Source organism: Amycolatopsis sp. w19 (assembly GCF_051373225.1).
GTDB classification, from domain to species: Bacteria; Actinomycetota; Actinomycetes; order Mycobacteriales; family Pseudonocardiaceae; genus Amycolatopsis; species Amycolatopsis japonica.
This window is the reverse complement of the sequence record NZ_JBPQFM010000003.1, coordinates 120364-144992: the sequence shown is the minus strand read 5'-3', so window position 1 is coordinate 144992 and position 24629 is coordinate 120364. Positions and strand designations below refer to the sequence as shown.

The 24629-nt window shown below is 69.6% G+C and carries 23 protein-coding genes and 1 riboswitch; of the genes, 12 read left to right on the top strand and 11 right to left on the bottom strand.

What is annotated here, in order from left to right; all coding sequences use genetic code 11:
* Nucleotides 1-224: 224 nt before the first annotated feature.
* The 3 genes from ACSMFO_RS08265 (at nucleotide 225) to ACSMFO_RS08255 (ending at nucleotide 4470) form a co-directional block, all read left to right on the top strand.
* The gene (locus tag ACSMFO_RS08265; protein ID WP_038507807.1) at nucleotides 225-953 is read left to right on the top strand and encodes a phosphatidylserine decarboxylase; all 729 of its coding nucleotides are present in this window, start codon (nucleotides 225-227) and stop codon (nucleotides 951-953) included.
* A 3-nt stretch (nucleotides 954-956) separates the two neighbouring features.
* Nucleotides 957-1928 (top strand): CDP-diacylglycerol--serine O-phosphatidyltransferase, encoded by a 972-nt coding sequence (gene pssA / locus ACSMFO_RS08260; protein ID WP_038507805.1) that lies wholly within the window; start codon nucleotides 957-959, stop codon nucleotides 1926-1928.
* Between the two features lie 262 nt (nucleotides 1929-2190).
* Complete coding sequence (locus tag ACSMFO_RS08255) at nucleotides 2191-4470, top strand: AAA family ATPase (RefSeq protein ID WP_436457809.1); 2280 nt, start codon at nucleotides 2191-2193, stop codon at nucleotides 4468-4470.
* Between the two features lie 54 nt (nucleotides 4471-4524).
* Here the strand turns inward: ACSMFO_RS08255 and ACSMFO_RS08250 are convergent, their stop codons facing one another.
* On the bottom strand, nucleotides 4525-5157 hold the full coding sequence (locus ACSMFO_RS08250; protein ID WP_084098007.1) for a LytR C-terminal domain-containing protein: 633 nt from the start codon (nucleotides 5155-5157) through the stop codon (nucleotides 4525-4527).
* A complete protein-coding gene (locus ACSMFO_RS08245) occupies nucleotides 5154-5465 on the bottom strand; it encodes a DUF3263 domain-containing protein (protein WP_005160574.1) in 312 nt (103 codons plus the stop codon). The genes ACSMFO_RS08250 and ACSMFO_RS08245 overlap by 4 nt, the downstream gene beginning before the upstream one ends.
* A gap of 158 nt (nucleotides 5466-5623) precedes the next feature.
* Between ACSMFO_RS08245 and ACSMFO_RS08240 the strand changes: the two genes are divergently transcribed.
* Nucleotides 5624-6190, top strand: coding sequence for a peptide deformylase (locus ACSMFO_RS08240; protein ID WP_037335552.1), 567 nt, complete (start codon nucleotides 5624-5626; stop codon nucleotides 6188-6190).
* An 80-nt stretch (nucleotides 6191-6270) separates the two neighbouring features.
* Here the strand turns inward: ACSMFO_RS08240 and ACSMFO_RS08235 are convergent, their stop codons facing one another.
* Entirely contained in the window at nucleotides 6271-8439 is a 2169-nt protein-coding gene (locus tag ACSMFO_RS08235; RefSeq protein ID WP_436457807.1) for a glycoside hydrolase family 15 protein, read from the bottom strand.
* Between the two features lie 286 nt (nucleotides 8440-8725).
* On the opposite strand from ACSMFO_RS08235, the gene thiC reads away from it, so the two are divergent.
* Together thiC and thiD (ACSMFO_RS08225) are read left to right on the top strand one after the other, a co-directional pair.
* Nucleotides 8726-10369, top strand: coding sequence for a phosphomethylpyrimidine synthase ThiC (gene thiC / locus ACSMFO_RS08230; RefSeq protein ID WP_436457805.1), 1644 nt, complete (start codon nucleotides 8726-8728; stop codon nucleotides 10367-10369).
* On the top strand, nucleotides 10366-11187 hold the full coding sequence (thiD, locus tag ACSMFO_RS08225; protein ID WP_436457803.1) for a bifunctional hydroxymethylpyrimidine kinase/phosphomethylpyrimidine kinase: 822 nt from the start codon (nucleotides 10366-10368) through the stop codon (nucleotides 11185-11187). Before thiC ends, thiD (ACSMFO_RS08225) begins: the two co-directional genes overlap by 4 nt.
* Before the next feature lie 63 nt (nucleotides 11188-11250).
* Here the strand turns inward: thiD (ACSMFO_RS08225) and ACSMFO_RS08220 are convergent, their stop codons facing one another.
* Nucleotides 11251-12768, bottom strand: a complete 1518-nt coding sequence (locus ACSMFO_RS08220) for an alkaline phosphatase family protein (RefSeq protein WP_436457802.1) — start codon at nucleotides 12766-12768, stop codon at nucleotides 11251-11253.
* A 149-nt stretch (nucleotides 12769-12917) separates the two neighbouring features.
* Between ACSMFO_RS08220 and thiD (ACSMFO_RS08215) the strand changes: the two genes are divergently transcribed.
* Together thiD (ACSMFO_RS08215) and ACSMFO_RS08210 are read left to right on the top strand one after the other, a co-directional pair.
* Entirely contained in the window at nucleotides 12918-13748 is an 831-nt protein-coding gene (thiD, locus tag ACSMFO_RS08215; RefSeq protein WP_360131102.1) for a bifunctional hydroxymethylpyrimidine kinase/phosphomethylpyrimidine kinase, read from the top strand.
* Between the two features lie 26 nt (nucleotides 13749-13774).
* Nucleotides 13775-14572 (top strand): ion transporter, encoded by a 798-nt coding sequence (locus ACSMFO_RS08210; RefSeq protein ID WP_038507795.1) that lies wholly within the window; start codon nucleotides 13775-13777, stop codon nucleotides 14570-14572.
* Here the strand turns inward: ACSMFO_RS08210 and ACSMFO_RS08205 are convergent.
* From ACSMFO_RS08205 to thiO, 4 genes are all read right to left on the bottom strand, one after another.
* Nucleotides 14550-14984: a MarR family winged helix-turn-helix transcriptional regulator gene (locus tag ACSMFO_RS08205; RefSeq protein WP_037335529.1), complete on the bottom strand. Its 435-nt coding sequence runs from the start codon at nucleotides 14982-14984 to the stop codon at nucleotides 14550-14552. The two genes, ACSMFO_RS08210 and ACSMFO_RS08205, sit on opposite strands and share 23 nt — an antisense overlap.
* Nucleotides 14985-15093: 109 nt before the next feature.
* A complete protein-coding gene (locus ACSMFO_RS08200) occupies nucleotides 15094-15852 on the bottom strand; it encodes a thiazole synthase (RefSeq protein WP_016337628.1) in 759 nt (252 codons plus the stop codon).
* Between the two features lies 1 nt (nucleotide 15853).
* The gene (gene thiS / locus ACSMFO_RS08195; protein ID WP_016337629.1) at nucleotides 15854-16054 is read right to left on the bottom strand and encodes a sulfur carrier protein ThiS; all 201 of its coding nucleotides are present in this window, start codon (nucleotides 16052-16054) and stop codon (nucleotides 15854-15856) included.
* Nucleotides 16054-17127 (bottom strand): glycine oxidase ThiO, encoded by a 1074-nt coding sequence (gene thiO, locus ACSMFO_RS08190; protein ID WP_436457799.1) that lies wholly within the window; start codon nucleotides 17125-17127, stop codon nucleotides 16054-16056. Before thiO ends, thiS begins: the two co-directional genes overlap by 1 nt.
* Nucleotides 17123-17230: riboswitch (TPP riboswitch) on the bottom strand. Its footprint overlaps the gene before it by 5 nt.
* A gap of 30 nt (nucleotides 17231-17260) precedes the next feature.
* Here thiO and thiE point away from each other — a divergent pair.
* Nucleotides 17261-17926 carry a thiamine phosphate synthase gene (gene thiE / locus ACSMFO_RS08185; protein WP_436457797.1) on the top strand — a complete coding sequence of 222 codons (666 nt, stop codon included), beginning with the start codon at nucleotides 17261-17263 and terminating at the stop codon, nucleotides 17924-17926.
* A 77-nt stretch (nucleotides 17927-18003) separates the two neighbouring features.
* Here the strand turns inward: thiE and ACSMFO_RS08180 are convergent, their stop codons facing one another.
* Nucleotides 18004-18717 (bottom strand): hypothetical protein, encoded by a 714-nt coding sequence (locus tag ACSMFO_RS08180; protein WP_436457796.1) that lies wholly within the window; start codon nucleotides 18715-18717, stop codon nucleotides 18004-18006.
* A 149-nt stretch (nucleotides 18718-18866) separates the two neighbouring features.
* Here ACSMFO_RS08180 and ACSMFO_RS08175 point away from each other — a divergent pair, with 149 nt between their 5' ends.
* Nucleotides 18867-19805 (top strand): threonine ammonia-lyase, encoded by a 939-nt coding sequence (locus ACSMFO_RS08175; RefSeq protein WP_436457794.1) that lies wholly within the window; start codon nucleotides 18867-18869, stop codon nucleotides 19803-19805.
* Between the two features lie 89 nt (nucleotides 19806-19894).
* Here the strand turns inward: ACSMFO_RS08175 and ACSMFO_RS08170 are convergent, their stop codons facing one another.
* A complete protein-coding gene (locus ACSMFO_RS08170) occupies nucleotides 19895-21400 on the bottom strand; it encodes an MFS transporter (RefSeq protein ID WP_436457792.1) in 1506 nt (501 codons plus the stop codon).
* A 234-nt stretch (nucleotides 21401-21634) separates the two neighbouring features.
* On the bottom strand, nucleotides 21635-22390 hold the full coding sequence (locus ACSMFO_RS08165) for a GntR family transcriptional regulator (protein ID WP_005160527.1): 756 nt from the start codon (nucleotides 22388-22390) through the stop codon (nucleotides 21635-21637).
* A 140-nt stretch (nucleotides 22391-22530) separates the two neighbouring features.
* Here ACSMFO_RS08165 and ACSMFO_RS08160 point away from each other — a divergent pair, with 140 nt between their 5' ends.
* Both ACSMFO_RS08160 and ACSMFO_RS08155 read left to right on the top strand, forming a co-directional pair.
* A complete protein-coding gene (locus ACSMFO_RS08160) occupies nucleotides 22531-23574 on the top strand; it encodes an SIS domain-containing protein (protein WP_037336305.1) in 1044 nt (347 codons plus the stop codon).
* Nucleotides 23571-24521: an N-acetylglucosamine kinase gene (locus ACSMFO_RS08155; RefSeq protein WP_436457790.1), complete on the top strand. Its 951-nt coding sequence runs from the start codon at nucleotides 23571-23573 to the stop codon at nucleotides 24519-24521. Before ACSMFO_RS08160 ends, ACSMFO_RS08155 begins: the two co-directional genes overlap by 4 nt.
* Nucleotides 24522-24629: the final 108 nt, after the last annotated feature.

Genomic DNA, 24629 nt, shown 5'->3' with positions numbered 1-24629 from the left:
GGGGTCCGGGCTGGCGGGCATTCGAGGGTCCTCAAGGTCTGCTATCGGCGTCAATTACCTAGAGTTATCGCGTATTTCGACCTTCCGTTACCGGGATGTGGCCCCTCCCACCCGGCGCGGGGAAACCCTTCCGGGGGAGGCCACGGCCCGTCTCCGGACAGGGCGGTAGCGTGGTGGCTCTTCCTGTCCCGACCCCCCGACACGAACTGCGGTGAACCCGACCAATGAGCGGCAACCGGCCGGAAGCCACTGGTAATCCCCTCGCGCACGCCGTGAAGCTGGCCCGCGAGACCGTTCCGCCGATGCACCCGGCCGGCAGGCCGTTCGTGTTCGGCGGTCTCGCCGCGACGCTGGTGCTGCGGCGGTTCTCCAAGCGCCTCGGTGTCGTCGGCGCGCTCGCGACGGCCGCCACGGCCGCGTTCTTCCGTGAGCCCAAGCGGGTCCCGCCCGCTCAGTCCGGCCTCGCGGTCGCGTCGGCGGACGGTCTGGTCTCGCTGATCGAAGAGGCGGTGCCGCCGCCCGAGCTGGGGCTGCCCGCCGAGCCGCGGATGCGGGTGAGCGTGTTCCTGTCGGTGTTCGACGTGCACGTCCAGCGGATCCCGGCCTCGGGGGTGATCGAGCGGGTCGCGTACCGGCCCGGGAAGTTCCTGTCGGCGGACCTGGACAAGGCGAGCGACGACAATGAGCGCAACTCCGTGCTCATGCGCACCGAAGACGGCCACGAGCTCGTCGTGGTGCAGATCGCCGGGCTGGTGGCCCGGCGCATCCTCTGTGAGATCCGCGAGGGTGACAAGGTCGGCGTCGGCGCGACGTACGGCATCATCCGCTTCGGCTCGCGAGTCGACCTGTATCTGCCGCCGGGCAGCAAGGTTCTCGTCTCGAAGGGCCAGCGCACGATCGGCGGCGAGACGCCGATCGCCGAGCTGCCCACGGCGCCGCACCCGGAAGGCTGATCCATGGTCCGCGTGACCACTCCCGGCGTGCGGCTGCTGCCGAACGCCATCACGGTGCTCGCCCTGTGCGCCGGTCTGTCGTCGGTGCAGTTCGCGCTGATCGGCAACTATCCGATGGCGATCGCGTCGATCGGGATCGCCGCGGTGCTCGACAGTCTCGACGGCCGCATCGCGCGGCTGCTGGACGCGACGTCGAAGATGGGCCAAGAGCTCGACTCGCTGTCCGACGGCATCTCGTTCGGTGTCGCGCCCGCGCTGGTGCTGTACGTCTGGCACGCGGAGGGCGAGCGGATCGGCTGGGTGGCGTCGCTGATCTTCGCGGTCTGCATGATCCTGCGGCTGGCGCGGTTCAACACGCTGATCGAGGACACCGAGCAGCCGCCGTACGCGGGCGAGTTCTTCGTCGGTGTACCCGCGCCCGCCGGTGGTCTGCTGGCGATGTTGCCGCTGATCCTGGAGCTGCAGTTCGGGCAGGGCTGGTGGTCGCATCAGTACGTGGTGTGGGTGTGGACGATCGCCGTCGCCGCGCTGCTGATCAGCCGGATCCCGACGCTGTCGCTGAAGACGGTGAAGGCGCCGCCCAAGGCGATCGCGCCGCTGCTGGTCGGGGTGGGCCTGCTGGCCGCCGCGATCATCCAGTTCCCGTTGGTGGCGCTGGCGATCGCACTGGTGCTGTACCTGGCGCACATCCCGTACTCGGTGTACCGGCACCGGTGGCTGGCGAAGCATCCGGAGGCGTGGATGGCGCCGCCGCGGGAACGGCGCGCGATCCGGCGTTCTTCGAGCCGCCGCCGTCTCGGCCTGCGGCCGCCGCTGCGGCGCGTGGTGGCCGGCGCCGCTCAGCGGGTCCGGCTGCAGCGCGGCGAACAGCACGTCGCGCGCGCTCCGCGCACCATCCCGACCGACAAGGACCGGGACAACGGCCGGGGCCCGCGGCGCCGCTCATGGCGCCGGATCGGCCTGCGGAAACGCTGACTTACCCGGCTTGACCCCACTCCCAGCCCCCGCCCGTCCCTGGGGGACGGCCCCGCGCCCAGCGTACCGGGGGTGTCCGACGGGACCGGGGGAAACGAGGGTCGAGGGCGGGAGTTGTCCACAAGCGGGTGGGACTGTGGACAACCTGAGGACAGGCGGTCTTGAAGTACATGATGGCCCCCTTCCTTGCGCCTAGCGCAAGGAAGGGGGCCATCATGTACTTCGGCGGCTCGCCGCGCGGCGGCGTAGATAGGGTGGCGGGGTGAGCGCACCCCAGATCACGCTGACCGTCCGGCACACCCCGTCCGCACTGGACTCCCGCCGCGGCGTCGTCCGGCTGCACCCCGAAGTCCTCGACGCGCTCGGCCTGATGGCCTGGGACGCCGTCCGCGTCACCGGCGCCCGGGTCAGCTCCGCGCTGGCCGCCCCGTCGGACGCCGAGGGGATCCCGGGCGTGATCCTCCTCGACGACGTCACGATGTCGAACCTCGGCGTGACCGAAGGTTCGGAGGTGGTCGTCGCTCCCGCGGAGGTGTCGGCCGCGAAAACGGTCACCGTGGCGGGCTCTCGGATCGCGAGCGTGTCGCTCTCCCCGCACACCCTGCGGCTCGCCCTGATCGGCAAGGTGCTGACCGTCGGCGACGCCGTTTCCCTGCTCCCCCAGGATCTCGCGCCCGCACCGGGCTCCGACGTGTCCGCGGTCCGTGGTCAGCTTTCCCGCGCCATCGGCATGACGTGGACGAACGAGCTGCTCACCGTCACCGCCACCGAGCCATCGGGGCCGGTCGCCGTCGGACCGTCCACTGTGGTCAGCTGGCGTGACGGCGCCCGCACCGGCGAGGCCGCCCCCGCCGCCGCGCCTGCCCGCGCCGGGACGACGCTGGTACGCAGCACGCCCGCCACGCCGCACGAGGATTTCATCGACGCGGAGATCGTCGAAGACGAGCGGATCGACGAGGTCACCGAGGAAACCGTGCCTCCCCTGTCGGACCTCGCCGGTTCCGAAACGGCCGCCCGCAAACTCGCCGAATGGTTCGACCTGGCCTTCCACCGCCCGGAGCTGCTGGCGAAACTCGGGACGTCGGCGCACCTCGGGGTCCTGCTGTCCGGGCCGGAAGGCGTCGGGAAGGCGACGCTCGTCCGCGCCGTGGCACAGGCCGAGAAGGTGCGGGTGGTGTCGCTCGCGGCGCCGAACATCGCCGTCCTCGAACCGAACGTCGCCGCCGCGCGCCTGCGTGAGGCGATCGAGCAGGCCACCCGTGACGAAGACCCCGCCGTCCTGCTGATCACCGACATCGACGCGCTGCTGCCCGCGTCCCAGCCGCCGCCGCTCGCGACGGTCGTCCTCGACGACCTGCGCAAAGCCTTGCGCCACAAGGGTTTCGCCGTGGTCGCCACCACCGGCCGCGCCGAGTCCACCGATCCGAGGCTGCGCGCCGCCGACCTGCTCGACCGCGAACTCGGCCTGCCGCTCCCCGACGCGAAGACCCGCACGGAACTGCTGCGCGTGCTTCTCCGCGAGGCCCCGCTGGAGTCCGGCGTCGACGTCGGCCCGATCGCCGAGCGCACCCCCGGCTTCGTGGCCGCGGACCTCATCGCGCTCCGCCGTGACGCCGCCCTCCGCGCCGCGCTGCGGCAGCGTGAGGCCGACGAGCCGCGGATCTCCCAGCAGGACCTGCTCGACGCGCTCACCACGGTCCGCCCCATCTCGATGTCCACTTCGGACAATCTGGCGACCGGCGGTCTGACGCTGGACGACGTCGGCAACATGACCGACGTCAAGCAGTCGCTCACCGAGGCGGTGCTGTGGCCGCTGCGCTACCCGGACTCGTTCGCTCGCCTCGGCGTCGATCCGCCGCGCGGCGTCCTCCTGTACGGGCCGCCCGGTGGCGGCAAGACGTTCCTGGTCCGCGCCCTCGCGGGCACCGGCGCGCTGAACGTCTTCGCGGTCAAGGGCGCCGAGCTGATGGACAAATGGGTCGGCGAGTCCGAACGCGCGGTGCGGGAGCTCTTCCGTCGCGCCGCCGAGGCAGCGCCCTCGCTGATCTTCCTCGACGAGATCGACGCGCTCGCCCCGCGCCGCGGCCAGTCCTCGGACTCCGGCGTGTCGGACCGCGTCGTCGCGGCCCTGCTGACCGAATTGGACGGTGTCGAGCCGATGCGCGAGGTCGTCGTCCTCGGTGCGACGAACCGCCCCGAGCTGGTCGACCCGGCCCTGCTGCGGCCGGGACGGCTTGAGCGCCGCGTCTACGTCCCGCCGCCGGACGCGCACGCCCGTGAGGCCATCCTGGCCGCCAGCGCCAAGAACACGCCGCTCGCGTCCGATGTGGACCTCGCGGCGTATGCGGCCACTTTGGACGGTTACTCGGCGGCGGACTGCGCGGCGCTGATCCGGGAGGCCGCGCTGACCGCGATGCGGGAATCGCTGGAGGCCAAGGAGGTCACCGCCGAACATCTGACGAAGGCGGCCAAGGCCGTGCGTCCGTCGCTCGACCCGGCCCAGCTCGCGGCGCTGGAAGCGTACGCGCAGACCCAGGTCTGAAGTACGTGAAAGGGCCCTCTTCCTCGCGAGGAAGAGGGCCCTTTCACGGATCGGCTAGGAGCCGTCCTTGTCGTTGGTCTTGTAGTCCTTGGTGAGGATGACGATCACGCCCGGGCCGATGTTCTCGATCTCCTTGAACCTCGGCTCGGCGCGGAAACCGAACTCCAGCGCCAGCGCCTTCGCGGCCGCTTCCTCGTCGGTGCCCGGGCGGAAGTAGGCCACCGTCTCGGGGAGCCTGCCCGGGTAGCCCTTGACCTCGGAGACGTTCCAGCCCGAGGCGCGGAAATCCTTCGCGGCCTGCTCGGCGAGGCCCTGGATCGTGCTGTTGTTGTAGACGCGCACCGTCACCCACTTGTGCGACGCCTGCTGGTCGCCACCGGGCTGGCCCGGCTGACCGGTCTGCCCCGGCTGGCTCGCCGGCGGCGCGGAGCTCGCGGGCGCGCTCGACGGCGGCGCCGACGACGACGCGGGCGGCGTGCTGGCCGAAGGCGAGCCCGGCGCCGGTGACGAAGGCTGCGTCGCGCCGTCCGAAGACGTGGGCGTGGTGCCGGGCGGTGTCGCGGTGTCCGAGTCACCGCCGCCGCTGGTCAGGGTGATCCCGCCGATGACGGCGGCGATCACGGCGACACCGACCAAGGCCAGTCCGGCGGCCTTCATCGGCCGGGACAGGCCCGAAAACAGACTCATGAGAGATCGATCCCCAGTCGCCGGGCCGCGCGATTGCGCTGCCGGGCCGCTCGCGTCTTGCGCAGGCGCTTCACCAGCATCGGGTCGGCCTGCATGGCTTCGGTCTTCTCGAGCAGCCGGTTCAGCAGCTGGTAGTAGCGCGTCGACGACATCGAGAAGCGTTCGCGGATGGCCTGTTCCTTCGCGCCGGCGTACTTCCACCACTGACGTTCGAACGCGAGCATGTCGAGCTCGCGCTCGCTGAGGCCGTTCACGGTCTCCGACGGGGACGGCTGGTCGGGCTCAGCCATCGACTCCGCGGCGTCCATCCGACTCCTCGCAATCAGGTCAGTGCTCGGCGGGCGTGAAACCACAGGCTTGTCATTCCGCGGCGCCATTAGACCACGGATGCGGCGCCCCGCCTCGGTATCGGCGTCGGCGCGTCACGGGTAAGGGTGTACCAGAAGGGTCCGACTAAACTGCGCGCGTGACCGTCCATCCCATCGTGATCGCCGGCGAGCCCGTGCTGCACAACCCGACTCGGGAGATCACCGAGTTCGACGACAAGCTGCGCACCCTCGTCGACGACATGTTCGAGACCATGTACGCCGCCGAAGGGGTGGGCCTCGCGGCCAACCAGATCGGCCTCGACCTGCGCGTGTTCGTCTACGACTGCCCCGACGACGAGGGCACGCGCCACAAGGGCGTCGTGGTGAACCCGAAGCTCGAGACGTCGGAGATCCCGGAGACGATGCCCGATCCGGACGACGACTGGGAAGGCTGTCTGTCGGCGCCCGGCGAGTCGTACCCGACAGGGCGCGCTTCGTGGGCGAAGGTCACCGGCTTCGACGTCGAGGGCAATCCGATCGAGGTCGAAGGCACCGGCTATCTCGCGCGCTGCCTGCAGCACGAGACCGACCACCTGGACGGCTTCATCTACCTCGACCGGCTGGTCGGACGCCACGCCCGCGCGGCGAAGAAGATGCTGAAGTCGAACAAATGGGGCGTTCCGGGCAACTCGTGGCTGCCCGAGGCCCAGCCCTCCGACGACTGACCCTCTCAGCGCATGTCATGAAAGGGTCGTTCAGGACGAAAGATGTCCTGAACGACCCTTTCATGACATTTACGCGAGGGTCAGCACCCCAGGAAGTGGCACCGCACGACCCGCGGCTGCTCGATCACCTTCCCGGCCTGCACCGACCACGCGAGCCGGAGGTACTGGGCGTGCGTCCAGGCCAGCGGCGTCGCGGACGCGGTCGGCGTGCCCGCCGGGAAGCCCGGCCGCCCCGAAGGCGCGTTCTCGTCCCAGACCTGCTCCGGCATCGTGTCCCCGGAGCTGCTGACGCGCCCGAGGTCGCGAAGCCGCTTCGCGGCCGTAACCCGGTCACCGGCGGCGAGGTCGTACTCGCCACGTTCACCCGCGAGCAGCGGCCACAGTCGCCCGAAGGTGGTCCGGCTTTCGGCCGGGAACGTGTAGTCCCACGGCGACCCGTCGGCCTTCTCGCCGTATCCGTCCTTCGTGTAACGGTGCCAGAACTGCCCCGTCGGGGTGGTGAACGCGATGTCGGCGTCGGTGACCTTGATGCTGTTCGTGATCACCGGATCGTCGGCGCGGTAGATGCCCAGCCTCACCAGTTCGAGGAATCCGGCGTCGGTCACCGCACGCTGGTCCATGGTCACGCTGGAATTGCCCAGGTTGTACTTCGTGCCGTTGTTCGCGTCGCCGTCCTTGGTCAGCCGGACGAAGTACGGGTCCTTCGACAGCGGGCCGTTCGTGGTCACCGTCCACTGGGCGAGTTTCGCCTTGAAGGCGTCGGCGGTCGCGAGGTAGCGCGCCGCGTCGGCGTCGGCATCGTTGGCCTTGGCGAGGTCGGCCGCGCAGACCAGCCCGGCGATCACCGCGGCGATCGTCGAAGGCGAGTAACCGTCCTGCTCCTCCCAGCGTTCCTGCTGGCTGTACGGCGACGCGTGCCCGTTGTCCGCCTTGTAGGACAACAGGAATTCCGCCGCCTTGCGCACACCGCGCCAGGTCTTCGCGTCGGTACGGCCGAGTTGCTGCGCGAGCACGATCGGCAACGCGGTCTCGTCGAGCTGGATGGACGTCCAGTACGGCGTGCCGTCGACGTGGCTGTTCTGCGGCAGATGCCCGTCCGGCAGCTGCTGCGTGCCGAACATGTAGTCGACCGACCGGTTCGCGGCGTCGCGATCGCCGGCGGCGAGCAGCCCGGTCGCGATCTGGTAGAGGTCACGCGGCCAGACCAGGTGATACGTGCCCGACGGCGACCATTCCGGGTCGTTATTCCCGAACCGCCACGGCATGCTCGGCGACGCGATGAGCGCCCCCTGGTGGATCTTGTCCTCGCTCGCCGCGAGCATGAGCACGGACGCCTGATAGAGATCGCGCTCCCGCTTGGTCTTCAAGGAGGACGGCGCGTCCTTCACCTGACGGAGGTACTGCTTCCACCCGCGGTCGTACGCGCGGGCGGCGTCGGCGAATCCGCGCCGCAGAGAGGCTTTCGCGCTGGCGAGCGCGTCGGAGTCCTTCGCGCCCATACCCAGCGAAAGCGTGAAGTCACGCGAGCGGACACCGTCGACGGAGGTCTGCCCGGTGATCAGCACGTTGCCCTTGGCCGCGGTCGCGTAATCCTTGAGGCTGAAGGTTTTCGTCAGCTGCGTGAGGCCGTCGGAGGAGCCCGCGTAGCCCACGGAAGTCCGCGAGAACGCCGGTTCCGCCGCCAGTGCGGCCGCCGTCTTCGCATCCGACGAGACCACGCTCGCACCCTGTGAGCGCGCGGAGTCGTCGGATCCTTCATTGGTGAGATCGGGATCCGCGACCGCGTACACCTGGTACGGGCGGCCGGTCAGCGAAACGAAGTCGACGTCGATCAGCACACTCGAGCGCGCCGGGTCGGTGACGTAGGTCTTGCGGAGTTTCCAGCGGCGCTGGTCGTCGGTGATGGTCTGTTCGTAGGTGAGGCCGCCGGTGCGGCGCACCTGCTGGGCCTTGGCCGACGAATCGACGGTCGCGAAGCTCGTCCCGTCGGTCACGACGAGATCCAGCGACCGCACGCCGGGTGTCGACAGATCCGGGTAGTAGACCTCGGACATCCGGCCGCCCTGCAGGGTGAACCAGACGTTGCTCGCCCGTTCGCGGGCGGTGCCGAAGCCGGTCTTGTCGGCCGGGAGCCAGCTCGGATGGGCGCCGGGCGCTCCTGGCGCCTCACCTCCCTGGGCCTCGGCGACCGCCGGGACCAGCCCCGCGATCACCACGCCTGCCAGTGCCGGGAGCACGAGTTTCCGCATATCCACCCCAGACTTCTGTAACGGTGCAGAACCTCCGGGATTCTGTCGTGAATCCCCGGCGCGCACAGGACCCGAACCGGTGAACCGTCAACGCTGTCGACAAGTCGTCACCCGAGGGCGGGTTGATTGATGCGGCCCCGGCGTGGCATGGTCGGGGCACAACCAAACAACCGCGGGAGCTCGCGCCATGGCGGGCTGAGAGGGCGGCTGGTGTCTTTCTAGAGGACCCGGTGCCGCCGACCGCATGAACCTGACCGGGTAATGCCGGCGTAGGGAGTGAACGTCGTTGACGACGCTTGAGAATGCCCAGGGCATCAAGCCGACCGTGACCACCGGTCCGATCACCGGTTCCCGGAAGGTCTATCACCAGACGGAATCCGGTCTCCGGGTCCCCGCGAGGCGGATCGATCTTTCGAACGGCGAGCATTTCGACGTTTACGACACCTCGGGCCCGTACACCGACGACGACGCGCAGATCGATGTCCACAGTGGACTCCATCGGCTGCGCGCCGGATGGGCCGACGGTCGTGAGCACAACACCCAGCTCGGCTGGGCCAAACAGGGCGTCATCACCCGCGAGATGGAGTACATCGCGGCACGCGAGCGCTGCTCGCCGGAATTCGTGCGGGACGAGGTCGCGCGCGGCCGCGCGGTGATCCCCGCCAACCGCAAGCACCCGGAGACCGAGCCGATGATCATCGGCAAGAACTTCCTGGTGAAGATCAACGCCAACATGGGCAACTCGGCCGTCTGGTCCTCCGTGGAGGAGGAGGTCGACAAGATGGTGTGGGCCACCCGCTGGGGCGCCGACACGATCATGGACCTCTCCACCGGCAAGCGGATCCACGAGACGCGCGAGTGGATCATCCGCAACTCGCCCGTCCCGGTCGGCACCGTGCCGATCTACCAGGCACTGGAAAAGGTCAACGGAGAGCCCGAAAAGCTGTCGTGGGAGGTCTACCGCGACACGATCATCGAGCAGTGCGAACAGGGCGTCGACTACGTCACCGTGCACGCGGGTGTGCTGCTGCGCTACATCCCGCTGACCGCGCGCCGGGTCACCGGCATCGTCTCGCGCGGCGGCTCGATCATGGCGGCGTGGTGCCTCGCGCACCACAAGGAATCGTTCCTGTACACCAATTTCGCCGAGCTCTGCGACATCCTGCGCGAGTACGACGTCACCTTCTCCCTCGGTGACGGCCTGCGGCCGGGCTCGATCGCCGACGCGAACGACCGCGCGCAGTTCGCCGAACTCGAGACGCTGGGCGAGCTCACGCACATCGCCCGCGAACACGACGTCCAGGTGATGATCGAGGGCCCCGGCCACGTGCCGATGCACAAGATCAAGGAGAACGTCGAGCTCGAGGAGAAGCTGACCGGCGAGGCGCCGTTCTACACCCTCGGCCCGCTCGCGACCGACATCGCGCCGGCGTACGACCACATCACCTCGGCCATCGGCGCGGCGCAGATCGGCTGGTACGGCACGGCGATGCTCTGCTACGTCACGCCGAAGGAGCACCTCGGCCTGCCGAACCGCGACGACGTGAAGACCGGCGTCATCACCTACAAGATCGCCGCGCACGCCGCCGACCTCGCCAAGGGCCACCAGTACGCGCAGGAGTGGGACGACGAGCTGTCCAAGGCCCGCTTCGAATTCCGCTGGAACGACCAGTTCAACCTGTCGCTGGACCCGGACACGGCGCGCTCGTACCACGACGAGACACTGCCCGCGGAACCGGCGAAGACGGCGCACTTCTGCTCGATGTGCGGGCCGAAGTTCTGCTCGATGCGCATCACGCAGGACGTCCGCAAGTACGCCGAGGAACACGGACTGTCCACTGTGGAAGCCATCGAGGCGGGCATGTCGGAGAAGTCGACCGAATTCGCCGAGCAGGGCAACAAGGTGTACCTGCCGGTGGTCAATCCGTGACAGCCACGCCCAGGACGGCCCTCACCATCGCCGGATCGGATTCCGGTGGCGGTGCGGGCATCCAGGCCGATCTGCGCACCTTCTTCGCCAACGGCGTGCACGGGATGGTCGCGCTGACCGCGGTCACCGTGCAGAACTCGCTGGGGGTGCAGGCGTTCAGCGAGATCCCGGTCGACGTCGTCACCGGCCAGATCAAGGCCGTCGCCACGGACATGGGCGTCGACGCGGCGAAGACCGGGATGCTCGCGACGGCCGAGATCATCAACGCCGTCGCGAAGACGCTCGACGAGGTCCACATCGGACGCTCGACGGGTACGCCGTTCGTCGTGGACCCCGTCGCCGCTTCGATGACCGGGCACGCGTTGCTGCGCGAGGAGGCGCTGGAGGCGATCCGCACCGAACTCTTCCCGCGCGCCACGCTGATCACGCCGAACCTGGACGAGGTGCGGCTGCTGACCGGCGTCGACGTCACCGGGCCCGCGACCCAGCGGGAGGCGGCGGAAGCGTTGCTGGAATTCGGTTCCGAGTGGGTGCTGGTGAAGGGCGGGCATCTCGACGCCGCCCAGGACTGCGTGGACCTGTTGTCCGACGGCGCATCCTGGGTCGAGCTGAGCGGTCCGCGTTTCGACACCCGGAACACCCACGGCGGCGGGGACACGATGGCTTCGGCGATCACGTCCTCGCTGGCGAAAGGGGCCGACGTCCCGACCGCCGTCGCCGAGGGGAAACGGTTCATCGAACGGTGCGTCGTGGAGTCGTATCCGCTGGGGGCCGGAGTCGGCCCCGTTTCACCCTTCTGGCGGCTCTCCAGCCCCTGACGCGTGCAATGAAAGGACCTTTCCTTGCAAATTTTGCAAGGAAAGGTCCTTTCATTGCACGCGTTAGCGAGTGGTGAGGCGCGGAGCGTCCACAGCCCAGTACCAGTCGTTCCCCGCCGCGTAGAGCCGCCAGGTCAACTTCACCGAACGCGCCCCCGCGGGCACCCGCACCGAAACCGACGTCGGCACCGAAAGCACGTCACCGCCCTTGTTCGCCGTCCCGGACTCCGGCCCGTAGGCCAGCACGTTCTGCTCAGGACCACCGTCGAACGACGCCGTCAGCGCGCCCCGCTGCGTTCCCTCCTGCCGGTAGTGCGAGACGAACGCGACGTCCACAGTGGACTTTCCGGAGACGTCGAGCGAAGGCGACACCAGGGAAGAGTCGAAGGTGCCGCGCGAGGAGGGCGAGCCCTTGTCGTCCCACTCGTCCGGGTCAGCGACCGCGAACACGCCACGTGCCCGCGCGTTCGCCTCACGCTGCTGCCCGGGGGCGGTGCGGGCCCAGAAGTCGTCGGTCGTGAAGGCCCAGCCCTGCCATTCCGTCACACCGGCGGGCATGCCGGACGCGTTGCGCACGCTCCAGCCGCCGGGTGCGTCGTGCGTCCAGCCGAGCACTCCGGCCGGGACACCGGTTTCGTCCTGCCGGGCCTTCAGAACGGCGGTGTCGAAGACGTCCGAAGCCGCGGCGCCGAGCGGGTAGCCGTCGTAGCCTGCCGGAGCCGCGATGCCCAGATGCCGCAGCACCGTCGGTGCGATGTCGACGATCTTCGGTGCCACGGCGGGGGTTCCGGCCGGAACCGCACCGCCCGCGGCGATCACGAAGGTCATCCGCTCCTCGGGGCTGTCGCCGCCGTGTCCGCCGGAAGCCGTGTGGCCGTGGTCGGCGGAGATCATGATCAGCCAGTCCTCGTCGGCGCGGTTCGCGCGGGCGTCGACGGCGGCGAGCAGACGGCCGATCAACGCGTCGTCGGTACGCAGACTGGCTTCGTACTGCGAGGAGTCCGCGCCGTGCTCGTGGCCGGCGATGTCCGTCTGTCCGAAGTAGACGAACGATGCGTCGGCCTTGTCCTGCTTGAGATGCTTCTCCGCGTCGACGGCGACCTGCTCATCGGTCTTCTCGTAGCCAGCGCTGTCGCCGTTCAGGACGAACTTGCGGTCCTGGCCGGTGCGCAGGATCCGGTCACCGATCGGAGTCCAGTCGACCGCCGCGTAGGTGTCGAGCGCGGGGTTCGCGGTTTCGGCGCGCGCGAGCCAGCTCGGATGCGAGGCGAGATCGTTGCCGGCGAAGGAATTGTCATTCACCTTGTGCTTGTCCGGCCAGACGCCGGTGAGGATCGTGGACCAGCCGGGGCCGCTGACCGTCGGCGCCATCCCGCTGCCGTACAACGAACTGCGCGACACGTACCCGCGGTTCGCCAGCGCGTGGACGTTCGGGGTGTCGGCGGCCATCAGCTTGTCGAACCGGGCGCCGTCCAGGCCGATGACCAGCACCTTGGGCGTTTTGGCCGCGGCGACGGCGACACCGGACGTCAGCCCGGCGACGGCCACCAAGACCGCGAGGAGGGAAAGCGTTCTGCGCACGAAAGCCTCCGGTAACTTGTTCGAACCAATTGTTCGTCAAGTTAGTGCGCCGAACCGACTTCCCGATGAAGTCCGCGTGCCTTCGCGGAGGACGTCAGCCGACGGAAGCTCGTTCCGACCGTCTGAGATCGCGCATGGAAAATGGACCCATGAGCGAGAACCCGAGCCCGCCGTCGGCGCTGACCATCGCGGGGTCCGACTCCGGCGGCGCCGCCGGCCTGCAGGCCGACCTGCGCACGTTCCTCACATGCGGGGTGCACGGTCTGGTCGCGGTCACCGCCGTGACCGTCCAGAACACCCTCGGCGTGCACGACCGCACCGACATCCCGGCGTCCATCGTCGCCGGGCAGATCGAGGCGGTCGCGGCCGACATGGGCGTCAACGCGGCCAAGACCGGCATGCTCGCCTCGGCCGGGATCATCCACGCCGTCGCCGCGGCCTGCGACAAGGCCGAGATCGGCCGCGACAGCAAGGTGCCGTTCGTGGTCGACCCGGTCGCGGCGTCGATGCACGGGCATCCGCTGTTCGACGAGGCCGGGCTGGTGGCGCTGCGCGACGAGCTCCTGCCGCGCGCGACCGTCCTCACGCCGAACCTCGACGAGGTCCGCCTGCTGACCGGGATGACCGTGACCACCCGCGAGCAGATGCACCAGGCGGCCGTCGTGCTGCACCGGCTCGGGCCGAAGTACGTGCTCGTGAAGAGCGGCCACCTCGTCGCGGACCCGGAATGCGTCGACGTGCTCTTCGACGGCTCCACGTTCGTCGAGCTGCCGGGTGAGCGGTACGCGACGCAGCACACGCACGGCGCCGGGGACACGATGGCGTCGGCGCTGACGGCCGGTCTCGCGAAGGGGATGTCCGTCGTCGAGGCCGCCCGCTACGGCAAGTGGTTCGTCTCACACGCGGTCGAAAACGCCTACCCGATGGGGGCGAAGGTCGGTCCGGTTTCGGCGTTTTGGCGGCTTGCGCCGGAGCACTGAGCACACGGACGGTTACCATCTGCGCCGTGACGGGACGCGAAACGGTGGCCAGGGTCGTCGAAGACCGCCGCTTCCAGAACTTCATCATCGCGGTGATCGTCTTCAACGCCGTCACCCTCGGCCTGGAGACCTCGACCAGAATGGTCGCCGAGTACGGGACGCTGCTGCACACGGTCGACTACGTCGCACTCGGGATCTTCGTCCTCGAACTCGGCGCGAAGCTCTACGCCTACCGCGCGAAGTTCTTCCGCGACCCGTGGAACATCTTCGACCTGCTCGTCGTCGGCATCGCGGTGATCCCCACGACCGGCCCGTTCGCGGTGCTGCGGGCGTTGCGGGTCCTGCGGGTGCTGCGGCTGATCTCGGTCGTGCCGTCGATGCGGAAGGTCGTCACCGGCCTGCTCGCGTCGATCCCCGGCATGGCTTCGATCGCCGCGCTCCTCGCGCTGATCATCTTCGTCGCGGGCGTGATGGCGACGAAACTGTTCGGCGCGATCTCACCGGAGAACTTCGGCGACCTCGGCACTTCGCTGTTCACGCTGTTCCAGGTGATGACGGGCGAGGCGTGGCCGGACATCGCGAAGGAGATCATGAAGGAAGCACCCATGGCCTGGGTGTTCTTCGTGGTCTACATCCTCGTGTCCAGCTTCGCGGTGCTGAACCTCTTCATCGCCGTGGTGGTCAGCGGGATGGAGGACGAGCTTCGCCAGGACATCCGCGAGGAAGAGGCGAAGCAGGCCGAAACCCAGGCTCAGGCGAACAAGGAGATCCTCGACGAGCTTCGCGCTCTTCGCGCCGAAGTCAGCGCTCTTCGTCGGCAATAAGCGCTTCGAGCGCCGGGAGAGCCGCCGCGAGCGCCGCCTGGTGCTCCGGAGTCAGCCGTTCGAGGCGTTTGCCGAGTTCGTTCACCCGCGTCGACCGGACGCCGGAAACCAGCCTCTCGCCCTCTTCGGTGGCCTCCGCGAGCCAGGCGCGCCTGTCGATCGGGTCCGATTCACGGCTGACGTAGCCCGCTTCGACCAGCGAAGCGACGATCCTCGACATGGTGGCCGCGGCGACGCCTTCCTTCGCCGCGAGATCCCCCAGACGGAGCTGTCCGTGATGCACGAGCGTCGCGAGCGCGGAGATCGCACCGTGGCCTGGTCCGGGCACGCCCGCCTGCCGCAGTGACCGGGACAGCCTGCCCACGGCCAGGAACAACCTGCCCGAAACGTCCTGGACCGTTGACGTGGTCACCACTGGCTCCTCTGGGTACACGGCGGCGGGTATGCCTCCGGAAAGTGCCGTCAACCATACGGGCTCCGGGGGCGTACTCGCCGTGAAGGCCGTGAACCGTACAAAAGGGTTACCGTGGAGGGCTCGAGGCGTGCGCCCAGAACCGCTGCGGGATCCGCCCCGCGCCGGCGGCCAGCCGCCCGGCGGTGACGGCGGCCCGCATCGCCGATGCCATCCGTTCCGGATCCGCGGCCCTGGTCACGGCGGTGGAGAGCAGGACGGCGTCGCAGCCGAGCTCCATCGCCAGCGTCGCGTCGGAAGCCGTGCCGATCCCGGCGTCGAGGATCACCGGGACCCCGGCGCGCGACACGATCAGCTCGATGTTGTGCGGGTTCCGGATGCCGAGACCGGTGCCGATGGGCGCGCCGAGCGGCATCACCGCCGCACAGCCCGCCTCCTCCAGCCGCAGTGCCAGCACCGGGTCGTCGTTCGTGTACGCGAGCACGGTGAAACCGTCCGCGGCGAGCTGTTCGGCCGCTTCGAGGGTCTCGAACGGGTCGGGCAGCAGCGTGCGGTCGTCGGCGTGGACCTCCAGCTTGATGAGGTCGGTTTCGAGCGCTTCGCGGGCGAGCTGCGCGGTGAGGACCGCTTCGGCGGCCGTACGGCAGCCTGCGGTGTTGGGCAGCAGGCGGATGCCGAGCCGCCGAAGCAGTTCGAGGACACCGGAGCCGCCTTCGGCGTCGGCCTTGCGCATGGCGACGGTGGTCAGTTCCGTCCCGGACGCCACCAGCGCGCGTTCCAGCACGGCGAGGTTGCCCGCGCCGCCGGTGCCGATGATCAGCCGCGACGAGAGTTTGTGCTCGCCGATGACGAGTTCGTCACCGTTCATGTCAGCCTCCTTGCACAGCGGTGAGGATGTCGACGCTGGCGCCCTTGCGCACCACCGATTCCGGCCAGTCGCCACGCCGGACGACCACACCGTCCACCGCGACCGCGACCCCCCGCGTCGCCGTGCCCAGCGCCTCCAGCACACCCTCGACGGTGGTCCCGTCGGGGAATTCGCGCCACTGGCCGTTGACCTGGATCTCCATCACACCCGCTCCTCGCTTCGCCGCGACGGCGTGGCCGCCGCGACCTCGTCCGGCAACGGCCTTCCGTCCAGCCAGGCGACCGCGGCGTCCGCGGTGACCGGGGCCATCAGGAGACCGTTGCGATGGTGACCTGTCGCGGCGAAGACGCCTTCGCCCAGCTCACCGATGAAAGGCATCGTGTCGACGCTCGCCGCGCGAAGCCCGGCGGCCGTCTCGACGAGTTCGTATTCGGTCAGGCCCGGGAAGACGCGCTCCGCGCCTTCGAGCAGCTCACGTACGCCTCGGACGGTGACGGTCTCGTCGAAACCGGCCTCGTACTGGGTCGCGCCGAGCACGAGCTGACCGTCTTCTCGGGGGACGAGGTAGATCGGGCGGCCCTCGACCATCGCGCGGACGGTCCGCTTCGGCGGCGGCAGGCAGCCCCGTCGCGGCCGCAGGCGCAGGATCTCCCCCTTCAGCGGGCGGACGGCGCCGTCGAGCGCGGGGTGCAGGCGTCCGGTCCAAGCGCCCGCCGCGAGGACGACGTCGCCTTCGAGGTCTTCGAGCTCGGTGACCGTCTCGTGGCGGAACTCCACACCGTGCACATCGCACGCGTGTTTGAGCGCGTGCAGCAGCTTTCTGTTGTCCACGGCCAGATCCCCGGGTACCAGAAGTCCACTTCGGACTGTTCCGGCGAGACCGGGCTCGGCACGGCGGGCTTCGCGCCCGGTCAGCTGCCCGACCTCGCGGCCGAGTTCGGTGAGGTACGCGGCGAGCATTTCGAGGTTGCCCGCGTCGGCGCTGTCCAGCGCGACGACGAGCGTGCCGTGCGGGGACAGGCCCGGATCGACACCCTCTTCGGCCAGGTCACGGGCGAAATCCGGCCAGCGGCGCAGCGACGCCTCACCGAGGGTGAGCACGTCCTCCTCGCCGGGCCAGGCCTCGGTGACCGGCGCGAGCATGCCGCCCGCGAGCCACGACGCGCCTCGTCCCGGATCCGGGTCGTACACGGTGACGCGACGACCGCGCGCGGACGCGCGCCAAGCGACCGAGAGGCCGATGACCCCGCCGCCGACAACCGAAAGTTCCTTCATCTGCGATCACGCTCCCTGCGCCGGCATGACCCGGATCAGGTTCCACGGTCGGAGCGGTCTCGGCTCCCTCTCAGCCCGTCCTCGGGCTCCCGTGCGGACCACCACACCGTAGCGCGCGAGTACCGTCGCCGCCATGCCCACCCTGTCTGGTTCGCCGATCCGCGCCCGGCTCGCGGACGCCCGCCTGTACCTCTGCACCGACGCCCGCCGCGGCCGCGGCGATCTCGCCGAATTCGCCGACGCGGCGCTGGCCGGCGGGGTCGACATCATCCAGCTGCGGGACAAGACCGGCGGTGCCCCGATCGAGGCGAAACACGAGATCGCCGCCCTCGAAGTGCTGGCCGAGGCGTGCGAGAAGCACGACAAACTGCTGGCGGTGAACGACCGGGCGGACGTCGCGCTCGCCGTCGGCGCGCACGTGCTGCACCTGGGTCAGCACGACATCCCGGTGTCGCTGGCGCGCCGCGTGCTGGGGGACGACGTGGTGATCGGCCGGTCCACCCATTCGGCCGAACAGGCCGCGGCCGCCGCCGGGGAGCCCGGCGTCGACTACTTCTGCACCGGCCCGTGCTGGCCGACTCCGACGAAACCGGGCCGGTCCGCGCCGGGACTCGACCTGGTGCGCTCGACGGCCGCGTCCGGGAAGACGCGGCCGTGGTTCGCGATCGGCGGGATCGACACCGAGCGGCTGCCCGAGGTGCTGGCCGCGGGTGCCTCGCGGATCGTCGTCGTCCGGGCGATCACCGAGGCCGAAGACCCCGAAGCGGCCGCTCGCACGCTTCGCTCCGCCCTCCCCTGACCTATGCATTTCGTCCTCTGGATGCGGTAGTCGGCGATACGAACTACCGCATTCAGAGGACGAAACGCGGGAGGGGGTCAGGGCACGGGGGTGTTCGAGGCGGGAGGGGCCGACGGCGTCGTCGGCGGCGCCTGGGAGGTCGAAGGCGTGCTGGACGGCGCTGTCGGCGTCGTCGGGGGCGCCTGCGTAGTGGTGGGTGTGGTCGAAGGGGGCGGAGTGTTCGTCGGCGTCGTCTCGGGCCGGTCGTCCTTCGTTTCCGAAGGGGACGTCGCGGGCGGGGTGTCGTGCTTGTCCTGCGGCTCCCGTGCCTGTCCGCCGCCGATGATCTTCCCTATGGTCGTCCCGGTCCCGCCGCCGAAGGTCTTCCCGGTCGCGCCCTCGAAGCCGGTGATCGCGACGAGCGCCACCGCGAACGCCACCACGCTGACCCCGGCGATCACCGCCCAGCGTGGCTTGAACTTCCGGCCTGTGGGTTCCTCTTCGTCCTCGGACGGTTTCAACCGGACGGTCTCTTCTTCGCCCGGGTCGAGCACCCGGCGCCGTCCCGGCACGGTCAGCACCACTCGCGCCTTCAGCGCCGCGTCCTTCGTCCGCTGAAGCGAACGCAGGTACAGCTCGCCGCCGAGTGTCGTGATCACACTCGCCAGCCCGGCGCCCGCCACCGTTCCGGCCACGCCGAGCGTGGAACCCAGCAGCGCCGCGGTGATCGCGGCCATCGCGGCCGCCAGCACCTGGACGATCCGCCCCTGCTTTTCCGTCTTCTCGGTTTTCTCCGTGCTCTCCTTGGTCATGATCCCGTTCTGCTGCTAGTCGGTCCTCACCGGTCCTAACGAATAAGGCGCACGGGATGCTCCCCTCGTTGTCCGCACGTGAGCAGCGCCACGCCATCTGTCCAAAAAGGACTGTCCGCGGTTCACAACTCCTTGACATAATCGGGCGTATGGATCTGGTATCGATCGAGGAAATCCGCGACGCGGCGAGCCGTGTCAAAGGCGTCGCGGTGCGCACACCGCTGCTGGCACAAGGGTGGGCGCCGTTGTGGCTCAAACCGGAAAGCCTTCAGCCGATCGGCGCTTTCAAGGTGCGCGGCGCGTACAATGCGATCGCCGCGTTGACCGAAGATCAGCGCGCTCGCGGCGTCGTCGCGTTTTCCAGTGGCAACCACGCGCAAGCGGTCGCGTACTCGGCGAAGCGATTCGGGATCCCCGCGGTGATCCTCATTCCGGACGTCGCCCCGCGCGCCAAGGTCGAAGCCACCAAGGCGCTCGGCGCCGAAGTCATCGAGGTCCCGATCGACGCGCAGGAGTCCTCCGCGCTCGCCGTCGCCGAGGAACGGGGACTCACCATGATCCCGCCGTTCGACCACCGTGACGTCATCGCCGGACAGGGCACCGTCGGCCTGGAGATCGCCGAAGACCTGCCGGACGCAGGCGTCGTCCTCGTCCCGCTCAGCGGCGGCGGGCTGGCCTCGGGCGTCGGCACGGCGATCAAGGCGCTGCTGCCGGAGGCGAAGGTCATCGGCGTCGAGCCGGAGCTGGCGGCCGACACCGCCGAGGGCCTGCGCGCGGGCAGGCGTATCGAGTGGCCGATGGACCTGCGGGCGCGGACCAGCGCCGACGGTCTGCGCGCCCAGCCGTCGGATCTGACCTTCGCGCACCTCCAGTCGGTGCTCGACGACGTCATCACCGTTTCGGAGGAGGAGATCCGGGACGCCGTCCGGACGCTGGCGCACCGCGCGCGACTGGTCGCCGAGCCGAGCGGGGCCACCGCGACCGCCGCGTTCCTCTCCCACCGCGAAGCGCTGCCGCCGGGCAAGGTCGTTTCGGTCGTTTCGGGCGGCAACCTGGACCCCGCGACCTTGGCCGACCTACTGGCTTAGCCGGAACTCGCGTGATTGAAGCCGGATTTCGCGTGATTGGGGCCGGAACTCGCGAGTTCCGGCCCCAATCACGCGAGTTCCGTGTCTGATCACGCGTGACCGCCGGGGCGGACGTGCGTCGGCGGCGAGTCGACCCCGCAATGGAGGCATTCGCCCGGATGCGGTGACTCGTCGACGTCCTCGGCCGAAGGGGTGTCGAGGACGCCGTTGTGGATCCCGAGCGCGATCAGGCCGCCCCCGATCGCCAGCGCCGCGCACACCAGCAACGCCGTCCGCCAGCCCGCGGTCAGCGCGACCGGATCGGTGTACGCGGCGCCGGAAAGTCCGGCGACGGCGGGCAGGACGGCGATCGCGAGCAGGCCGCCGGACCGGGCGATGGCGTTGTTGACCCCGGAGGCGACGCCGGCGTACCGGTCCGGCGCGGCGGCCAGCACCGTCGCGGTCACCGGTGCGACGACCGTCGCCAGCCCGGCGCCGAACACGACGACGGCGGGCAGCACCGATCCCAGGTACGAAGAGCCCGGCCCGACACGCATCAGCAGGAGCATGCCCACGCCGACCAGGATCGGGCCGACGACCAGTTGCGTACGCGGCCCGATCTTCTGCGCGAGCGCGCCCGACCGGCCGGAGAACAGCAGCATGATGACGGTGATCGGCAGCCCGGCGAGCCCGGCCGCGGTCGGCGAATAGCCCAGCGACACCTGAAGCTGCATGACCATCAGCATCATCACGCCGCCGAGCGCCGCGTAGACGACGAAGGTCAGCGCGTTGGCGAGGCTGAACGTCCGGTCGCGGAACAGTTTCGGCGGCACCAGCGGATCGGCGGAGCGATGCTGGATCACCAGGAACGACCCCAGCCCCGCGACGCCGAGCACGATCGCCACCAGGACGACGACGTCACCGATACCGCGTCCGGGCGCCTCCACGAGCGCGCCGGTGAGACCGGCGAGACCGATCGCGCCGACGGCGGCGGCGAGGAAATCAGGATGCCCGGTCGCCTCCTCGTCGCGGGACTCGGGCACGTAGCGCCGGGCGAGCAGGACGCAGACGGCGGCCAGCGGCAGGTTGATCAGGAACGCCAGCCGCCACGACCACACCTGCACGAGGACGCCGCCGAGCAGCGGGCCGATCGCCGCCGCGATCCCGCCGAGCCCGGACCAGGCGCCGATCGCGCGGGCCCGGTCGTCATGAGCGAAGGACGCTTGGAGGATCGCGAGGGAGCCGGGCGTGAGCAAAGCTCCCCCGATCCCTTGGAGGATCCGGGTCGCGACGAGCATCTCGGTCGTCGTCGCGGCGGCGCACAGCCCGGAGGCGACGCCGAACCAGACGACGCCGACGAGGAACATGCGCCGGCGGCCGTAGCGGTCCCCGAGTGATCCGGCGACGAGGATCAGCGCGGCGAGCGCGAGCAGGTAGCCGTCAAGGATCCATTGAAGGCCCGCGACGGACGCTTCGAGTTCTTCGCCGATCCGCGGGAGCGCGACGTTGATGATCGTCCCGTCGAGCATCGCCATGCCCGAGCCGACGATGGTCGTGGCGAGTACGCCGCGCGCCACCGGCGTCCCCCATCGGATTCCCGCCGCCGTGTCAGTCATGGGATGACTGAATCACGCAACCCGCCACCGGGCTACCCAAATCGCCTGACACGTCAGGCAAATAAGAACCAAACAACGGAACCGGGAGATCGACTCCTCGAAGCGCGCCAGCGCGACGAGGAGTCCGCACAGCGCGCGCCCTCTTTCGGCCGAAGGCCACGGAAACGTTTTGTAGGGCGCCCGCGCCCTGCGAAACGTTTCCGTCAGCGCGCGCTCAAAGAGCGCGCAGCGCGCTCAAGGAAGCAGCGTGGTGACGAATTTGTAACGGTCACCCCGGTAGATCGCCCTGGCGAACTCGACCGGTTTTCCGTCGGTGGCGAAGGAATGCCTCGAAAGGAGCAACATCGGCATTCCGACGTCGGCGCCGAGCATCTCCGCCTCGTGCGGTCCGGCGAGAGCGGTCTCGATGGTTTCCTCGGCCCTTTCGAGCTCGACGCCGTAGTGCTCCCTCAACACGGCGTACAGGGAGCCACCTGCGGAAACGTGTTTGCGCAAACCGCGGAACCGGCCGAGTGGGAGATGCGTGGTCTCCAGCGCCATCGGCTGCGAATCGGCGAGCCGGAGACGGCGAAGGCGAAGAATCTTCGCGCCCACCCGGATTCCGAGCAGTTTCGCCAGATCGGCTTCGACGGGCAGTTCGTCGATCTCCAGGAGCTTGGAGGAAGGCTTGAGACCCTGCTTGCGCATGTCCTCGGTGTAGGACGACAACTGCAGGCGCTGCGCGAGTTTCGGTTCGGCGGCGAAGGTGCCCTTGCCCTGCACGCGGTGGAGCCTGCCCTCGGCGGTGAGGTCGGCGAGCGCCTGCCGGACCGTGGTGCGCGAAACGGTGAATTCCCCCGCCAGTGCCCGTTCCGTCGGAATCGGCGAGCCCGGGGGCAACGCGTCGAGCAGATCGAGCAGATGCTGTTTCAGCGCCCAGTACTTGGGTTCGCGCTGTCCGCGCATCCCTGCCGTAGCGCCCGCCTCACTCGCGGTGGTTGTCTCCAACATGACCGACTCCCTAAGCCTTCCCACTCGAACGCGCACCGTCCCCGCTAGGAAACGTACCCTTCTCCACAAACGTCCATTCGGGCTAGCATTGGTCTAGACCTACTCGGGGGACGAAGTACGTCCCGGTGGAAGGGAACGAGATGACCGAACAGCGCCCCGGCGAGCACATGGCCGCGGAGATCTCCCAGCAACCCGCCATTCTGGCAGGAATCGTGGAGCGACAGGCCGAAATCGCCGAGGTGGCCGAAGCCATCTCCAAGCGCCCGCCCAGGTTCGCACTGCTCGCCGCCCGGGGCTCCAGCGACCACGCCGCCCTGTATGCGAAGTACCTGATCGAAGTACTCCTCGGTCTCCCCTGCGGTCTCGTTTCGCCCTCCACCGCGACTTTGTACGGCGCCCGTCCCGATCTGCGGGACGTTCTCTTCATCACAGTAAGCCAAAGCGGTGGTTCTCCGGATCTCATCGAGGTCACCGAAACCGCGCGTCGCCAGGGAGCGCTGACCGTCTCGGTCACCAACACCCCGGAATCGCCGCTGCGCGCCGCCGCCGAACTCGGCGTCGACATCGGCGCGGGGCTGGAAAAGGCCGTGGCCGCCACCAAGACGTACTCGGCCACCTTGCTGTCGCTTTACCTTCTGATCGACGCGGTCCGCGGCGGCAAGGGCGAGGACGCGGAGAAGCTGGGCGAGCTCGCACAGCAGACCCTCGACGGTTCCGTCGAAGGCGTGCAGCGCGCGGTGGACCGCTACCGCTTCGTCGACCGGGTGCTCACCACCGGTCGCGGCTACTCCTACGCCTCGGCGCTGGAAGGTTCCTTGAAGCTGGCGGAAACCAGCTACCTCGCCGCCCGCGCGTACAGCGGCGCGGACCTGTTGCACGGTCCGGTCGCCGCGGTCGACGGCGAGACCGCCGTACTGGCCGTGACGAGCCAGGGCCACGGTGTGGGCGCGATGCAGGAGGTCCTCGAGGCCGTCGGCAAACGCGGCGCGGACGTGCTCGCGGTCGGTTCGGCTTCGGCGGACGTCCCCGCGGCGCTGCGGATCGGCGTCGCGCCGTCCGCCGAAGAGGTCGCCCCGATCCTGGAGATCCTGCCCATCCAGCGGATCGCGCTCGGCCTCTCGCTGGCGCGCGGCGGTGACCCGGACAGCCCCCGCGGGCTGCTCAAGGTGACCAAGACCCGGTGAGTCACGTCGTAGGTGTGGACGCCGGAGGCACGTCGACGCGAGCGATCGCCGTCGACGCCTCCGGCGCCGTCCTCGGCACCGGGCGCGCGGACGGGGCGAACCCCAACTCCCATCCACCGCACACGGCCGCGTCGCGGATCGCGAGCGCGATCACCGGCGCGCTGGGCGAGCTCGACCCGGCCGCGACGGCGGCGTGCGTCGTCGGCATGGCGGGCGTCAGCAAACTGAGCGATCCGTCGATCGCGGAGATCTTCGAAGCCGCTTGGAAGGACGCGGGGATCGGTCCGGTGCGGACGGTTCCCGACCCGGAGGTCGCCTACGCGTCGGCGACCTCTTCGCCCGACGGTTCGGTTCTCGTCGCGGGAACCGGGTCGATCGCCGGCCGGATCCGTGGCAGGCGCATGGTCTCCACCGTCGGCGGCTACGGCTGGTTGCTCGGTGACGAAGGTTCGGCGTACTGGCTCGGCCGTGAAGCCGTTCGCTCCACTTTGGATGTTCTCGGCCGCGGCGGCGAACCCGGTCCGCTCGCGCGTGCCGTGCTCACCGAAGCGCTCGGACCGTCCGCAGTGGACGCGGGGAGCGACCGGACCCCGCTCTGGCGCACGCTCGTCACGAGCGCCAACGCCGAAGCGCCGATCCGGCTCGCCAGGTTCGCCCCGTTCGTCAGCGAGGCCTACCGCGAAGGCGACCCGGCGGCGGACGAGATCACCACCCGCGCGGCCGCCCTGCTGGTGACGAACGTCATGACCGCGCGGGATCCCGGGGAGAGGACGCCGATCGTCCTGGTGGGCGGAGTGCTGTCGCCGGAGGGCCCGGTCGGGACGAAGGTCCGCGCCGAACTCGCCGGTCTCGAAGTCCTGACCAGCACCGATGGCGTCCTCGGGGCCGCGTGGCTCGCCGCCGTCGACGCCTATGGGGAAGGGGCGCCGCGGCCGGCGCATCGGTGAAAAAACACCCGAAACAAGCCCGAAAAGACCAAACCATCGACTCCGGGGCCGAACTCCGGGTACCGTAGGACCCGGCCCCCGGACCCTCCCCCCTCGCCGGGGGCCGCC

Bases quoted from the DNA above. Each gene is read 5' to 3' on its own strand.
- ACSMFO_RS08265 (WP_038507807.1), top strand. From the start codon at position 225: ATGAGCGGCAACCGGCCGGAAGCCACTGGTAATCCCCTCGCGCACGCC.
- pssA (WP_038507805.1), top strand. From the start codon at position 957: ATGGTCCGCGTGACCACTCCCGGCGTGCGGCTGCTGCCGAACGCCATC.
- ACSMFO_RS08250 (WP_084098007.1), bottom strand. From the start codon at position 5,157: ATGAGTCTGTTTTCGGGCCTGTCCCGGCCGATGAAGGCCGCCGGACTG.
- ACSMFO_RS08245 (WP_005160574.1), bottom strand. From the start codon at position 5,465: ATGGACGCCGCGGAGTCGATGGCTGAGCCCGACCAGCCGTCCCCGTCG.
- ACSMFO_RS08235 (WP_436457807.1), bottom strand. From the start codon at position 8,439: ATGCGGAAACTCGTGCTCCCGGCACTGGCAGGCGTGGTGATCGCGGGG.
- thiD (WP_360131102.1), top strand. From the start codon at position 12,918: ATGAGCGAGAACCCGAGCCCGCCGTCGGCGCTGACCATCGCGGGGTCC.
- ACSMFO_RS08200 (WP_016337628.1), bottom strand. From the start codon at position 15,852: ATGAACGGTGACGAACTCGTCATCGGCGAGCACAAACTCTCGTCGCGG.
- thiS (WP_016337629.1), bottom strand. From the start codon at position 16,054: ATGGAGATCCAGGTCAACGGCCAGTGGCGCGAATTCCCCGACGGGACC.
- thiO (WP_436457799.1), bottom strand. From the start codon at position 17,127: ATGAAGGAACTTTCGGTTGTCGGCGGCGGGGTCATCGGCCTCTCGGTC.
- thiE (WP_436457797.1), top strand. From the start codon at position 17,261: ATGCCCACCCTGTCTGGTTCGCCGATCCGCGCCCGGCTCGCGGACGCC.
- ACSMFO_RS08180 (WP_436457796.1), bottom strand. From the start codon at position 18,717: ATGACCAAGGAGAGCACGGAGAAAACCGAGAAGACGGAAAAGCAGGGG.
- ACSMFO_RS08175 (WP_436457794.1), top strand. From the start codon at position 18,867: ATGGATCTGGTATCGATCGAGGAAATCCGCGACGCGGCGAGCCGTGTC.
- ACSMFO_RS08170 (WP_436457792.1), bottom strand. From the start codon at position 21,400: ATGACTGACACGGCGGCGGGAATCCGATGGGGGACGCCGGTGGCGCGC.
- ACSMFO_RS08165 (WP_005160527.1), bottom strand. From the start codon at position 22,390: ATGTTGGAGACAACCACCGCGAGTGAGGCGGGCGCTACGGCAGGGATG.
- ACSMFO_RS08160 (WP_037336305.1), top strand. From the start codon at position 22,531: ATGACCGAACAGCGCCCCGGCGAGCACATGGCCGCGGAGATCTCCCAG.